Origin of the sequence: Pseudomonas sp. BS3782 TE3695 (assembly GCF_050435305.1) — a bacterium.
Classification (GTDB): Bacteria; Pseudomonadota; Gammaproteobacteria; order Pseudomonadales; family Pseudomonadaceae; genus Aquipseudomonas.
On sequence record NZ_JBNDKB010000001.1, the window covers coordinates 2,497,195 to 2,511,031 of the forward strand.

The 13,837-nt window shown below is 60.5% G+C and carries 15 protein-coding genes; 11 read left to right on the forward strand and 4 right to left on the reverse strand.

The window, feature by feature from the left end:
• Nucleotides 1-152: 152 nt before the first annotated feature.
• The 8 genes from ABH909_RS11515 to ABH909_RS11550 all read left to right on the forward strand — a co-directional run bounded on the left by ABH909_RS11515 (nucleotide 153) and on the right by ABH909_RS11550 (nucleotide 9,279).
• Entirely contained in the window at nucleotides 153-971 is an 819-nt protein-coding gene (locus tag ABH909_RS11515; RefSeq protein WP_429433174.1) for an SDR family oxidoreductase, read from the forward strand.
• Nucleotides 972-1,101: 130 nt separating this feature from the next.
• Complete coding sequence (locus ABH909_RS11520; RefSeq protein ID WP_429433176.1) at nucleotides 1,102-2,106, forward strand: substrate-binding domain-containing protein; 1,005 nt, start codon at nucleotides 1,102-1,104, stop codon at nucleotides 2,104-2,106.
• 66 nt (nucleotides 2,107-2,172) lie between these two features.
• Entirely contained in the window at nucleotides 2,173-3,717 is a 1,545-nt protein-coding gene (gene araG / locus ABH909_RS11525; protein WP_429433178.1) for an L-arabinose ABC transporter ATP-binding protein AraG, read from the forward strand.
• Nucleotides 3,718-3,726: 9 nt separating this feature from the next.
• Nucleotides 3,727-4,695 carry an L-arabinose ABC transporter permease AraH gene (araH, locus tag ABH909_RS11530; RefSeq protein WP_429433180.1) on the forward strand — a complete coding sequence of 323 codons (969 nt, stop codon included), beginning with the start codon at nucleotides 3,727-3,729 and terminating at the stop codon, nucleotides 4,693-4,695.
• A 266-nt stretch (nucleotides 4,696-4,961) separates the two neighbouring features.
• Nucleotides 4,962-5,675, forward strand: a complete 714-nt coding sequence (locus ABH909_RS11535) for a GntR family transcriptional regulator (RefSeq protein WP_429433182.1) — start codon at nucleotides 4,962-4,964, stop codon at nucleotides 5,673-5,675.
• The gene (locus ABH909_RS11540; RefSeq protein ID WP_429433184.1) at nucleotides 5,672-6,670 is read left to right on the forward strand and encodes an ADP-ribosylglycohydrolase family protein; all 999 of its coding nucleotides are present in this window, start codon (nucleotides 5,672-5,674) and stop codon (nucleotides 6,668-6,670) included. Before ABH909_RS11535 ends, ABH909_RS11540 begins: the two co-directional genes overlap by 4 nt.
• A 220-nt stretch (nucleotides 6,671-6,890) precedes the next feature.
• Nucleotides 6,891-8,357, forward strand: a complete 1,467-nt coding sequence (locus ABH909_RS11545) for a purine-cytosine permease family protein (RefSeq protein WP_429433186.1) — start codon at nucleotides 6,891-6,893, stop codon at nucleotides 8,355-8,357.
• A complete protein-coding gene (locus ABH909_RS11550) occupies nucleotides 8,350-9,279 on the forward strand; it encodes a PfkB family carbohydrate kinase (RefSeq protein WP_429433188.1) in 930 nt (309 codons plus the stop codon). Before ABH909_RS11545 ends, ABH909_RS11550 begins: the two co-directional genes overlap by 8 nt.
• Before the next feature lie 149 nt (nucleotides 9,280-9,428).
• Here the strand turns inward: ABH909_RS11550 and ABH909_RS11555 are convergent, their stop codons facing one another.
• The 4 genes from ABH909_RS11555 to ABH909_RS11570 all read right to left on the reverse strand — a co-directional run bounded on the left by ABH909_RS11555 (nucleotide 9,429) and on the right by ABH909_RS11570 (nucleotide 11,237).
• On the reverse strand, nucleotides 9,429-9,809 hold the full coding sequence (locus tag ABH909_RS11555; protein WP_429433190.1) for a Rho termination factor N-terminal domain-containing protein: 381 nt from the start codon (nucleotides 9,807-9,809) through the stop codon (nucleotides 9,429-9,431).
• A 69-nt stretch (nucleotides 9,810-9,878) separates the two neighbouring features.
• Nucleotides 9,879-10,133 (reverse strand): hypothetical protein, encoded by a 255-nt coding sequence (locus ABH909_RS11560; RefSeq protein ID WP_429433192.1) that lies wholly within the window; start codon nucleotides 10,131-10,133, stop codon nucleotides 9,879-9,881.
• Nucleotides 10,134-10,172: 39 nt separating this feature from the next.
• The gene (locus ABH909_RS11565) at nucleotides 10,173-10,487 is read right to left on the reverse strand and encodes a hypothetical protein (protein WP_429433194.1); all 315 of its coding nucleotides are present in this window, start codon (nucleotides 10,485-10,487) and stop codon (nucleotides 10,173-10,175) included.
• A 93-nt stretch (nucleotides 10,488-10,580) separates the two neighbouring features.
• On the reverse strand, nucleotides 10,581-11,237 hold the full coding sequence (locus ABH909_RS11570) for an HD domain-containing protein (RefSeq protein ID WP_429433196.1): 657 nt from the start codon (nucleotides 11,235-11,237) through the stop codon (nucleotides 10,581-10,583).
• 231 nt (nucleotides 11,238-11,468) lie between these two features.
• Between ABH909_RS11570 and ABH909_RS11575 the strand changes: the two genes are divergently transcribed.
• From ABH909_RS11575 to ABH909_RS11585, 3 genes are all read left to right on the forward strand, one after another.
• Entirely contained in the window at nucleotides 11,469-11,951 is a 483-nt protein-coding gene (locus ABH909_RS11575; RefSeq protein WP_095634928.1) for a GNAT family N-acetyltransferase, read from the forward strand.
• A gap of 211 nt (nucleotides 11,952-12,162) precedes the next feature.
• Entirely contained in the window at nucleotides 12,163-13,155 is a 993-nt protein-coding gene (locus ABH909_RS11580; RefSeq protein WP_429433197.1) for a 2-dehydro-3-deoxygalactonokinase, read from the forward strand.
• 19 nt (nucleotides 13,156-13,174) lie between these two features.
• The gene (locus ABH909_RS11585) at nucleotides 13,175-13,795 is read left to right on the forward strand and encodes a 2-dehydro-3-deoxy-6-phosphogalactonate aldolase (RefSeq protein ID WP_429433199.1); all 621 of its coding nucleotides are present in this window, start codon (nucleotides 13,175-13,177) and stop codon (nucleotides 13,793-13,795) included.
• The last annotated feature ends 42 nt before the right edge of the window (nucleotides 13,796-13,837 follow it).

The window sequence follows — 13,837 nt, forward strand, 5'->3', positions numbered from 1 at the left end:
ATATTCCACCGCACTCCCGTACGGAGTCAGTGCTTCAGGCCGCCTCGGCGCCCGGGCATTTTCGCGCCTGCCTGCCTGTTCCCAACAGCTTTTTGACCGGACATCGACAGATGTCCGGTTTTCGTCGTGCCTTCAAACAGGAGTGTTGATCCATGGCTGAACCTCTTTCCTTGCCACCGGTGCCCGAACCGCCTAAGGGCGAGCGGCTGAAAAACAAAGTCGTGCTGCTGACCGGCGCCGCTCAGGGTATCGGCGAGGCGATTGTCGCCACCTTCGCCTCTCAGCAGGCCAGGCTGGTCATCAGCGATATCCAGGGCGAGAAAGTCGAAAAAGTCGCGGCGCACTGGCGTGAACAAGGGGCGGATGTCGTGGCGATCAAGGCCGACGTGTCGTGCCAGGAAGACCTGCACGCCATGGCCGGATTGGCCATTGAGCTTCACGGCCGAATCGACGTGATGGTCAATTGCGCCGGGGTCAACGTGTTCCGCGACCCGCTGCAAATGACCGAAGAAGATTGGCGTCGCTGCTTCGCCATCGATCTGGACGGCGCCTGGTATGGCTGCAAAGCCGTGTTGCCGCAAATGATCGAGCAGGGCATAGGCAGCATCATCAACATTGCCTCGACCCATTCCACTCACATCATTCCCGGCTGCTTCCCGTACCCGGTGGCCAAGCATGGCTTGCTCGGGCTGACCCGCGCCTTGGGCATCGAATACGCACCGAAGGGCATTCGGGTCAACGCCATCGCCCCGGGCTACATCGAAACCCAACTGAACGTCGATTATTGGAACGGCTTTGCCGACCCCCATGCCGAACGTCAGCGGGCCTTCGACCTGCATCCGCCACGGCGTATCGGCCAGCCGATTGAAGTGGCGATGACCGCTGTGTTCCTGGCCAGCGATGAAGCGCCGTTCATCAATGCCTCGTGCATCACCATCGATGGTGGGCGCTCGGTCATGTACCACGACTGAATAACTCGGGTTCCAAGCGCGAAACTACTTCTGAAATCCAATCATCATACGATATGACTATTGGCTGCATGCTTCGACCGCTGTATTGGCTTTCAAATAACGCTCAAAAAAAATAACAAGGAGTCAGCTTATGAAACGTCGTCGTGGGATCCGTTCCCTGTGCTGTGCCGCTTTGGCGGTCACGGCGGTCAGCCTGAGCAGTACGTTGTTGGCGGCCGAGGAAGTGAAGATCGGTTTTCTGGTCAAACAAGCGGAAGAGCCCTGGTTCCAGACCGAGTGGGCCTTCGCCGAAAAGGCCGGTAAGGACAAGGGCTTCACCGTCATCAAGATCGCCGTGCCTGATGGCGAGAAAACCCTCTCGGCCATCGACAGCCTGGCGGCCAACGGCGCCAAGGGCTTTGTGATCTGTCCGCCGGACGTGTCCCTCGGCCCGGCAATCATGGCCAAGGCCAAGCTCAACGGTTTGAAAGTGATCGCCGTCGATGACCGTTTCGTCGATGCCGGCGGCAAGTTCATGGAAGACGTGCCGTACCTGGGCATGGCGGCTTTCGAAGTCGGCCAGAAACAGGGCGCCGCCATGGCCACTGAGGCGAAAAAACGCGGCTGGGAATGGAAAGACACCTACGCGGTGATCAACACCTACAACGAACTCGACACCGGTAAGAAACGCACTGACGGTTCGGTCAAAGCGCTGGAAGACGCCGGTATGCCGAAGGACCACATCCTCTTTTCTGCGCTGAAAACCCTCGACGTACCGGGCAGCATGGACGCCACCAACTCGGCCTTGGTGAAGCTTCCGGGTGCGGCGAAAAACCTGATCATCGGCGGCATGAACGACAACACCGTGCTGGGCGGCGTGCGCGCCACCGAGAGCGCCGGTTTTGCCGCGACCAACGTGATCGGCATCGGCATCAACGGCACCGACGCCATCGGCGAACTGAAGAAACCCGACAGTGGCTTCTTCGGCTCGATGCTGCCGAGCCCGCACATCGAGGGCTACAACACCGCGAGCATGATGTACGAGTGGGTCACCACCGGCAAAGAACCGCCGAAATACACCGCGATGGACGACGTCACGCTGATCACGCGCGACAACTTCAAGCAGGAACTGGAAAAAATCGGCCTGTGGAACTGAGGCGCGGTTGATTTCATCGGCGGCCCTGGCGACGGGGCTGCCTGACTGGTGTGATGAGGTGGGTTTATGCACGCGCACGTACAAACAAATGAACAGAGCATTGGTGGCAGCCTGCGCTTCAACGGAATCGGCAAAACCTTTCCCGGGGTGAAGGCGCTGGACGGCATCAGTTTCGTCGCCCATCCGGGGCAGGTTCACGCCTTGATGGGCGAGAACGGTGCCGGAAAATCCACGCTGCTGAAAATCCTCGGCGGTGCTTACACGCCCAGCAGCGGCGATCTGCAGATCGGCGAGCAGACGAGGGTCTTCAAGTCCACCGCCGACAGCATTGGCAGCGGGGTTGCGGTGATCCATCAGGAGCTGCATCTGGTGCCGGAAATGACCGTCGCCGAGAACCTGTTTCTCGGGCATCTGCCGGCGAGTTTCGGCCTGATCAATCGCGGCGTTTTGCGGCAACAGGCATTGGCCTGCCTCAAAGGCCTGGCCGATGAAATCGATCCGCAAGAAAAAGTCGGGCGCTTGTCCCTCGGCCAGCGGCAACTGGTGGAAATCGCCAAGGCGTTGTCCCGTGGCGCGCATGTGATTGCATTCGACGAGCCCACCAGCAGTCTGTCGGCGCGGGAAATCGATCGCTTGATGGCGATCATCGGGCGCCTGCGCGACGAAGGCAAAGTGGTGCTTTACGTCTCCCATCGCATGGAAGAAGTGTTCCGCATCTGCAACGCGGTGACGGTGTTCAAGGATGGCCGCTTCGTGCGCACCTTCGAGGACATGAGCGCGCTGACCCATGACCAGTTGGTGACATGCATGGTCGGTCGCGATATTCAGGATATCTACGATTACCGCAGTCGCCCACGTGGCGCGGTGGCGCTCAAGGTCGACAAGTTACTGGGGCCGGGCTTGCGTGAGCCGGTGAGTTTCGAGGTGCACAAGGGGGAGATTCTCGGGCTGTTCGGCCTGGTCGGGGCCGGGCGCACCGAGCTGTTCCGGATGCTCAGCGGGCTCACGCGCAACACCGCCGGGCGCCTGGAGTTGCGCGGTCGTGAATTGAAACTGCGTTCGCCGCGCGATGCCATCGCGGCGGGGATTCTACTGTGCCCCGAGGACCGCAAGAAGGAGGGCATCCTGCCGCTGGCAAGCGTCGCCGAGAACATCAACATCAGCGCTCGCGGTGCCCATTCCACCTTCGGCTGCCTGTTGCGCGGCTTGTGGGAAAAGGACAATGCCGACCAGCAGATCAAGGCGCTGAAGGTGAAGACGCCCAACGCGGCGCAGAAAATCATGTACCTGTCTGGCGGCAATCAGCAGAAGGCGATTCTTGGTCGCTGGCTGTCGATGCCAATGAAAGTCCTGCTGCTCGACGAGCCCACTCGGGGCATCGACATCGGTGCAAAAGCCGAGATCTACCAGATCATCCATAACCTGGCGGCCAGCGGCATCGCGGTGATTGTGGTGTCCAGCGACCTGATGGAAGTCATGGGCATTTCCGACCGCATTCTGGTGCTTTGCGAAGGCGCGATGCGCGGCGAACTGACCCGCGAACAAGCCAATGAATCCAACCTGCTGCAACTGGCTTTGCCACGCCAACGCGTTGCCGACGTGGCGAACTGAGAGGTGACTATGACTATCCAAAACAACGCTCTGCCAACCCCGCGCAAACCGTTGGACTTGCGGCGCTTTCTCGATGACTGGGTGATGCTGCTGGCGGCCGTCGGGATCTTTGTGCTTTGCACCTTGCTGATCGATAACTTCCTGTCGCCGCTGAACATGCGTGGCTTGGGCCTGGCGATTTCCACGACCGGGATTGCCGCGTGCACCATGTTGTATTGCCTGGCGTCCGGGCATTTTGACTTGTCGGTGGGCTCGGTGATTGCCTGCGCCGGCGTCGTCGCGGCAGTGGTGATGCGCGACACCGACAGCGTGTTCCTCGGTGTGAGTGCAGCGCTGGTGATGGGGCTGATTGTCGGGCTGATCAACGGGATCGTGATCGCCAAGCTGCGGGTCAATGCGTTGATCACCACGCTGGCGACGATGCAGATCGTGCGTGGCCTGGCTTACATTTTTGCCAACGGCAAAGCGGTGGGCGTTTCACAGGAACAGTTCTTCGTGTTCGGTAACGGTCAGTTGTTCGGTGTGCCGGTGCCGATTCTAATCACCATCGTCTGCTTCCTGTTTTTCGGCTGGTTGCTGAATTACACCACTTATGGGCGCAACACCATGGCCATCGGCGGCAACCAGGAAGCGGCGCTGTTGGCCGGCGTCAATGTCGACCGGACCAAGATCCTCATCTTCGCCGTACACGGCGTGATCGGTGCGTTGGCCGGGGTGATTCTGGCGTCGCGCATGACCTCCGGTCAGCCGATGATTGGCCAGGGTTTCGAGTTGACGGTGATCTCGGCCTGCGTGCTTGGCGGGGTGTCGCTGAGCGGCGGGATCGGGATGATTCGGCATGTGATTGCCGGGGTGCTGATTCTGGCGATCATCGAGAATGCGATGAACCTGAAGAATATCGATACGTTTTATCAGTACGTGATTCGCGGTTCGATCCTGTTGCTGGCGGTGGTGATTGACCGACTGAAACAGCGCTGACCTCCACTTGTGGGAGCGGGCTTGCTCGCGAAAGCGGTTGGTCTGTCACATCGATGCTGTATGTGCCGACGCCTTCGCGAGCAAGCCCGCTCCCACAGTTGATTTGTGTCGTCCTTAAGTTGTGTGTACACAGCAAATCCAGTGTGGCGATCCGACGATTGACCGCGCAGCGGTCGGTTTTGAACCGGCATTCTTCACCTACTTTCACAAAATATCCCTTGCTCGCCCCAACCCGTTTCAGCTATGACGGTACACCCGAGGTGTACATGATTAGACCGCTACGAATTGACAAGAAACAACAGGTGGTCGACGAGCTCGTCCGGCGCATCGAAAACGGCCTCATGGAGGACGGCGTTCTATTGCCGGGCGAACATCAGTTGGCTCAAGAATTCAAGGTCAGCCGCGGCACGCTGCGTGAAGCCCTGGTCGAACTGAAGCGGCGCCAAGACATCGCTACGCAAGGCGCAGTGGGGTCCATCGTCACGTTCGACGGTGTGGTGCTCGATCAGCGCAACGGCTGGGCTCAGGCGCTGGCCGACAATGGGGCGCTGATCAATACCGAAGTGCTGCGACTGGAGGCGGTGACCCGACCGGACCTGCTATCCCGTTTCGGTACCGATCAATTCATCACCCTTGACCGGCGGCGGCGCGGCACCGATGGCACGCTGGTGTCCCTTGAGCGCTCATTGATGCCCGCCACCGGGGGCCTGGAAGGCCTGCCGCGAGTCGGTCTGATCGATGACTCCCTGACGATCACGTTGGCCGCCTACGGCTACATCGGCGACCACGGTGATCAGTGGATCGGCGCCGAACCCTTGAATGCCGAAGACGCCGAATTGCTCGGGCGCCCGGAAGGCACGGTGTTCCTCAAGGCCCTGCGCACCACTTACGACCGTCAGAATCGCTTCATGGAACAGGTCGAAAGCCTGCTCGATCCGATGCATTTTCGTCTGCACCTGCAAATTGGAACTTCAAAATGACCGCGCTCGACCGTGCGCTGGGCGCCTTCTATGGGTTGGCCCTGGGCGATGCGTTGGGCATGCCGACCCAATCCCTGAGCCGCGCCGAGATCAAGGCGCGCTTCGGTGAGATCACCGATTTGCAGGGCGCAGGCCCCGATCAACCGATTGCCGCCAACATGCCCAAAGGTTCGATCACTGACGATACCGAGCAGGCGATCCTGCTCGGCCAGTTGTTGATTGCAGGCAAGGGCCGGATCGAACCGGCGGAGCTGGCCCAACGGTTGATCGAATGGGAAGCCGGGATGCGGGCCAAGGGCTCGCAGGATTTGCTCGGCCCCTCGACCAAACGCGCGATCGAGATGATCCTCGCCGGCCACTCGCTGGAAGAGGCTGGCCGCCACGGCACCACCAATGGTGCGGCCATGCGCATTACGCCGGTGGGGATTGCGGCCGATATTGCCGATCCCGAGCGTTTCATCCGCGCCGTAGTGCAAGCCTGTCAGGTGACCCACAACACCACACTGGGAATTGCCAGTGCGGCGGCGGTGGCGGCGGTGGTTTCTGCCGGAATCAATGGCATGGACCTGGGCGAAGCCTTGAACCTCGGCCAGCAGATCGCTCAGAAAGCCGAAAGCCATGGCCATTGGGTCGCTGGCGGGCATATCGCCGCGCGCATCAGTTGGGCCTGGAGCATCAGCGTCGACAGCGACAAGGCGTTGCTGGCGGATTTGCTGTACGAGGTGATCGGCACGTCGGTGGCCTCGCAGGAATCGGTGGTGGTGTCGTTTGCGCTGGCTCGGCAAGTGGCAATCGGGCAGATGACGGCCTTCGAAGCGTTGTGCATGGCTGCCAGTCTTGGCGGAGATACCGATACCATCGCGGCGATTCTCGGCGCCATGCTTGGGGCTTGTCTGGGGCTTGAGAGTTGGCCGGTGGCGATGATCGAGCAGGTTAAAGCGGTAAACGATTTACAGCTGGAACCGTTGGTGCAGGGACTGTTGGCTCTGCGTTGATTGGACTGGCGTCTTCGCGAGCAAGCCCGCTCCCACAAGGATGGCGCAATTCCCATGGTTCACATCAAACCTGTGGGAGCGGGCTTGCTCGCGAAGGGCACAACGCACATTTGAAATATTTCACCGCAATGGAGCGCACAGATATGGCCAGGACCGCCGGAAAGTCATGTCGACTTCCGAATTGCCCACAACCACAACAATGGCAACAGGAGCAGTTTTCATGAGTTCATCGAACACCGGACAAAGTGCCGGACAATTGGAAACCCGTGGCATCGAACCGGTGCCGGAAGGGGAGTGCAACGGTCACCCACTGCAACTGTTCTGGGTCTGGTTTGCCGCCAACATTTCCATCCTCGGCTTACCGTTGGGCGCCACGCTGGTGGCCTTCCGCGGCCTGGCCATCTGGCAGGCGATCATCGTCGCCATCCTCGGTGCCGCCGGCTCGTTCGCGGTGGTCGGGATCATCTCCATTGCCGGGCGCCGTGGTCGCGCACCAAGCCTGACGCTGTCGCGAGCCATCTTCGGGGTGCGCGGCAATATCGGCCCGACCCTGGTCTCGCTGATGTCGCGACTGGGTTGGGAAACCGTCAACACCACCACCGCCGCATTCGTCTTGCTGTCGCTGTGCTCGATTCTGTTCGGCTCGCCGGTGGAAGCTAAAAGCGCGCCGCTGCTGACCCTGGTGTTCATCGCGATTTTTGTGCTGCTGACGTTGTCGGTGTCCGGTCTCGGTCACGCCACGTTGCTGGTAATCCAGCGATGGGCGACCTACGTGTTCGGTGGGTTGAACATTCTGGTTGGCGGTTTCCTTTGCGCCACCATCGACTGGAGCGCCGTATTCAACGCCACGCCAGCGCCCCTGAGCGCAATGATCATCGGCATCGGCACCATGGCCGCCGGCACCGGGATCGGTTGGGCCAACGCCGGTGCCGACATGTCGCGCTACCAGCACCGCAGTGTCAAAGCTGTGCGTCTGGTGGCGTCGGCTGCCTTCGGTGCGGGGATTCCCTTGGTACTGCTGATCACCCTCGGTGGTTTGCTGTCAGTGGGCAATAACGATCTGGCCTCGGCCACTGACCCAATCGTCGCGATCCGCGACATGCTGCCGACCTGGATGGCCGTGCCGTACCTGATCACCGCATTCGGCGGGCTGCTGCTGTCGAACAACCTGTCGGTGTACTCCGCCGGCTTGACTACGCTGACCCTCGGCCTGAAGGTCAAGCGCGTGTATGCAGTGGTGCTCGATATCATTGCGATCTTCGCCGGTTCGATCTACTTCATGCTGATCGCCGAGAGTTTTTACGGCCCGTTCATCACCTTCATTTCCTTGCTGGCGGTGCCAATCACGGCATGGGTCGGGATCTTTGTGGTCGACCTGATGCACCGGCATTACTACAGCCCCAAGGACCTGCTGGACGTCAGCCCGAGCAGCGCCTACTGGTATCGCGGCGGCATCGAGTGGCGCGCCTTCGGTGCATGGGCGGTGGCGATTGTGTTGGGTTTCAGTTTCACCACCATTGGCACCACTGAACACGATGTCTGGTTCCGGGGCTTTTTGTCCGACTCCTGGCTGGGCCACAATGGCCTGGGCTGGATCGTCACGTTCGTGGTGGCCGGTGGCATTTACGGGGTACTTGGCGGTGCCAAGGACCGTCGCGCCGCGTTGATCGAGCCGGCTCATGCCTAAGCTGTTGCACACTGGCCAGGTCATGATCGACCTGGTCATGGCCGTGGATAAATTGCCTCAATCGGGCGGTGACGTACTGGCGCAATCCGCCCGTTTCGAGGCCGGCGGTGGCTTCAATGTGATGGCCGCCGCCCGGCGAAACGGCTTGCCGGTGGTCTACCTCGGTGGCCATGGCAAGGGCCGTTTCGGCGACATGGCCCGAGAGGCGATGACGGCTGAAGGCATTCGGATCGGCATCGATCAGAGCACCGAGCGCGACACTGGGCTGTGCGTCGCGCTGACCGAAGCCTCGGCCGAACGCACGTTCATTTCCAGTATCGGTGCCGAAGGCGAATTGACCGCCGAAGACCTGGCGCGTGTGCCGGCCGAGGCGGGTGATTTTGTCTATGTCAGCGGCTATAGCCTGCTGCATGGCGGCAAGGCTCAGACGCTGGTGGATTGGGTGCTGGATTTGCCCCTCGGGATCAAGGTGATGTTCGATCCTGGGCCGTTAGTGGGTTCGCCGGACGCGCCGCTGATGAAGGCCTTGTTGCCGCGCATCGATCTGTGGACCAGTAACCGTGTCGAGGCGCTGCGGTTTACCGGGGCGACGGACATTGGCGAGGCGTTGAATGGGCTGGCGGATCATTTGCCGGCGGATGCCTTGTTGGTGGTTCGCGATGGGCCGCAGGGGTGCTGGATCAGCCAGCATGGCGATCACCAGCATGTGCCGGGATTCAAGGTCACGGCCGTCGACAGCAACGGTGCGGGGGATGCCCATGCCGGGGTGTTGGTTGCGGGGTTGGCGCAAGGTTTGTCGGCGATAGATGCGGCGCGGCGGGCCAACGCGGCAGCTGCTTTGGCCGTCACTCGCTGGGGGCCAGCGACTTCGCCGGGGGCGGTTGAGGTGGATGCGTTGATTCGTGAGACTTTTGGCGCCTGATCAGCCGCTTTCGCGAGCAAGCCCGCTCCCACATTTGATCTGTGTCGTTCACACATCTAACGACCAGCATAGATCCAATGTGGGAGCGGCGGTGCGACGATTCGACTTGCTCGCGAAGAGGCTCTCAAACTCACCATCAATTCAGATCTTCAACCTGCCTTGCGCAACGCCTCGATCAACTCCTGCTTGCGCATGCTCGAGCGCCCCGGAATCTTCTTCGCCCGGGCTTCTTTCATCAGGCTGTCCACCGTCTGCGTATCGCGCGACGCCTTGCTGTTGCGCGGCTTGCCTTCACGGCTGGCTACCGCGCGTCGGGCTGACTCCTTGCGATCTGCAGACTTGGCGCTGGCCGGCTTCTTGCGCCCCGAGCCACCGGCGCGTTCACCTCCACCCGATTGCTTGTTCACCGTGGCCCAGGCCCGAGCTTCGGCTTCATCTTTCGATACGCCTTTGTGCTCGTAGCTTTCTTCGATGTGTTCGGCCTTGCGTTTCTGTTCGGCGGTGTATTTGTCTTTGCTTCCACGAGGCATGGGATTTCTCCTGGTTGTAGGCGCTGGCGAATCTTCGCTTTTCAAGCATTCAGAGCAGCGCCAACTTGGTTAGACATCCAGCTTGCGCGCCGCTTCCACCCCAGCAGCGCTGAGTTTGATCGGCAAGTTCAGTGAGTGCTCGCCGGCTTCGTTGCGAGTCACATGACCGTGCTGGATCAACCCGCGATCCTGCAGAGTGGCGAGGGTGCTGGCCACGGTTTTTTCCCCACGGTAATTGTCCAGAACTTCCTTGCCCAAGCCACTTGGGTGGGCGTGCAGTAGGCGGGTCAGGACTTCTTTTTCCAGGTTTTTATCATCGTTCATGGTTACCTCTTCGTCTGCACGTCGTTCGCATCGGCGAACTTATGGACGGGTGCCAAGGCCTTCGGAGCCCGAGCCACCGGTGGTGGTTTTCGAGCCGATGCCGGTTCCGGCGTTGTCCGGAGTCTGGGGGCCGGGTGTATTCATCCCGCCCTGAGCGTCCGCCTCGTCGTGATAAATCCGTGGGTCTGTGTCCGTCGGAGAAGGAGAGCGGCCGCTATCGATGCCTTGGGTGGTCGCAGATTCGGGCGTTTGAAGTGGGGCGCTCGGGTCGGTCCCGGAAGAGCTGGTCGCGGCGAACGCGACAGAGGAGAGCAGCATAGTAAGCGCGAGGGCGGTCAGTCGGGACGTGATCATGGTGTCGTCTCCGTTGATTAGAGTCCTTACCCGATATTGGTCCTTCCCGAGCTGAATTGGTGCCTGATGAACGACGAGCGGTGCCGCCCAGACTTATTGATCGACACCGATTTCCTCCTTGAACAGCTCCATGAAACCCTTCAGGCGTTCGTGGCGAATCTGTGCCAGACGCTGACCGGTGGTCGTTTGGAAACCGTCCGCCAGGTGCAGCAACTTGGTCTGGAAATGATCGAGGCAAAAGCGCTTGTCGTCGTAGTCCCGTTCTTTTGCCTCTGGGTCCAAAGGGTCATACAACGCACTGCCCATGCGCCCGGCGATGTAGAAGGTACGCGCCACGCCAAGCATGCCAAGGGAGTCCAGGCGGTCGGCGTCCTGGATGATTTTCGCTTCGAGGGTGGTGGGCGTGATGTTGGCGCTGAAGCTGTGGGCTTCGATGGCGTGAACGACTGCTGTCATTTTTGCGCCAGGCCAATCCAGGGCTATCAGTACGGTCGAAGCTTTCTGCGCCGCCAGCCGTGATGCCTGTGAGCGCTGCGGCGAGTTCTTCTCCACCGCCACGCAATCGTGCAACAGCACGGCGGCCAGCAGCACCTCAAGATCACCGCCTTCTTGCACATGAAGCGTGCGCACGTTGTGCCACACCCGCTGCAAGTGCGACAGATCATGGGCACCATCCTCGCCAGGTTCCAGTGCATGAGGCAGCAGTCTTGAGGCCAGATTATGCAGAGGCGCAAAAGCGATAGCGGTCATAAAAGTCCTTTAGTGTGGAAACGCTTTTGTGGCGAGGGAGCTTGCTCCCGCTGGGCTGCACAGCAGCCCCTGCCCCAAACGATACGGTATTTCAGTTAGATCAGCATCGCCAGTTTTGCGACTGTTTTGCAGCCGAACGGGAGCAAGCTCCCTCGCCACAGTGCTTTCAAATGTGACGAGCGCCGCGCGTGGACTTAGTATGGCGTTTTCAACTTTTAACAAGGCACGTCCATGACGATCGAAATCCGCCCGGCAACCCCCAGCGATGCTCCGCAAATCCTCGCGTTCATCACTGAATTGGCCGACTTCGAACGTGCCCGCCACGAGGTCATTGCCAGCGTCGCCGACATCGAGCGTAGCCTGTTCAGCGAAGGCGCCACCGCCCATGGCCTGATTTGCCTGCGCGATGGCCTGCCGATCGGCTTTGCGGTGTTCTTTTTCAGCTATTCCACCTGGTTGGGCAGCAACTGCCTGTACCTCGAAGACCTCTACATCACCCCTGAACAACGAGGCGGCGGCGCCGGTAAAACCTTACTACGCCACCTGGCAAAAATCGCCTGCGCCAATGACTGCGGCCGTTTCGAATGGAGCGTGCTGGACTGGAACAAACCGGCGATCGACTTCTACAAATCCCTCGGCGCACAGCCGCAAGAAGAGTGGGTGCGGTATCGGATGGATGGGGCGGTGTTGAGGGATTTTGCCGAGGGCAATTGATCCCCTGAAAGATCGCAGCCTTCGGCAGCTCCTACACGGGATTGTGTTCGACCGCGCTATTGCGTCGTATCGATCTGTAGGGACTGCCGAAGGCTGCGATTTTTTTGTGCTGATCCCATTATATGGGATTGATATTTATATATTGAGATTTACCTGCGTCCAGGTTTATAGTCCAGCTCACTCACTGCCAAAAACCAAAACAGGTGAAGCGATGCTGGCGCAATTGATCGCGCTCGATTGGGGGACAACCTCATTACGTGCTTACAAACTCGGCTTCGGTGGCCAGGTGCTGGAACAGCGCTCGCTGTCGTCCGGGATCATGCAGCTGCCCAAGACGCCGCGAATCATCGCCGATCAGGCATGCGTCGACGGTTTTGAATTGGCCTTCGATGAGGCGTGCGGAGACTGGCTCGACGCACAGCTCGATTTGCCGGTGATTGCTTGCGGCATGGTCGGCAGTGCTCAGGGCTGGCGCGAAGCGGCCTACTGCGACACGCCGGCGAACGTCGCCAATCTCGGAACTTCCCTACAAACCGTTCGCAGTCTTCGCGGTGTCGATGTGCACATCGTGCCGGGCGTGATTCAGCGTTCGCGCTTGCCGAACGTGATGCGCGGCGAGGAAACCCAAGTCCTCGGTGTGTTGCAGAATCTGCCGAGCGGGGCGGGCAACGATCTGTTGATCGGTCTGCCGGGCAGCCATTCGAAATGGGTGGAAGTGGCCGACGGCTGCATCGTGCAGTTCGATACGTTCATGACCGGCGAAGTCTTCGCCGTCCTCAGCGAACACAGCATTCTGGGGCGCACTCAGCAGCGCGGCGCCTCTTTTGATGGCGAAGCATTTGATCGTGGCGTACGGGTGGCCCTGTCGGCGGACGGCGAGATCGGACCGCTGTCGACATTGTTCAGTGCCCGCAGTCTGGGGCTGACCGGTGAACTGAGCGCCACGGCTCAACCGGACTATCTGTCGGGCCTGTTGATCGGCCATGAACTGGCGGCGCTGGCCAACGTTCAGCGGCGTCGGCGCAACAGCGTCCATCTGCCGTCGATCATCCTCATCGGTAACGCCCAACTCTGTGCCCGCTACAGCCGTGCGCTCGACGCCTGCGGTTTTGCCCGGGTGACCCTGGCCGAGCAGGCCACCGAACGCGGGTTGTGGCAGTTGGCGCTCGCCGCCGGACTGATCACGACACCCCCATCCCGTTAAACCTGACTGGAGGTCTGACATGCTCAAGCAAGCACTGGCACAAAACGGACTGATCGCGATCCTGCGTGGCCTGCGCCCTCAAGAAGCGGCAGCCGTCGGCGAAGTCCTGTACTCGGCGGGATTTCGCGTCATCGAAGTGCCGCTTAATTCCCCTGAGCCGTACGAAAGTATCCGCATCCTGCGCAGTACCTTACCCGCCGACTGCCTGATCGGTGCGGGCACGGTGTTGACGCCGCAACAGGTCGAGCAAGTGAAAGCGGCGGGCGGCCAAGTGATCGTCATGCCCCACAGCGATGCCAAGGTGTTGCGAGCGGCGAAAGCGGCGGGACTGTTCCTGGCGCCGGGCGTGGCGACGCCGACCGAAGCCTTTGCTGCATTGGCCGAAGGGGCGGATGTGCTGAAGATGTTCCCGGCCGAACAAATGGGCCCCGCCGTTGTGAAAGCCTGGCTGGCGGTGTTGCCGGCAGGGACGGTGCTGGTGCCGGTGGGCGGGATTACGCCAGACAATATGCAGGTGTTCATCGAGGCCGGCGTCAAAGGTTTCGGCCTCGGTTCCGGGTTGTTCAAACCGGGCATGACACCTGAGCAAGTAGCAGTAAACGCCAAGGCGTATGTCGCTGCCTGGAATGCTTTGCGTTAAGACCTTTAGCGCTGCGAGCGCTGCATCTAATAAGAGAGGCAA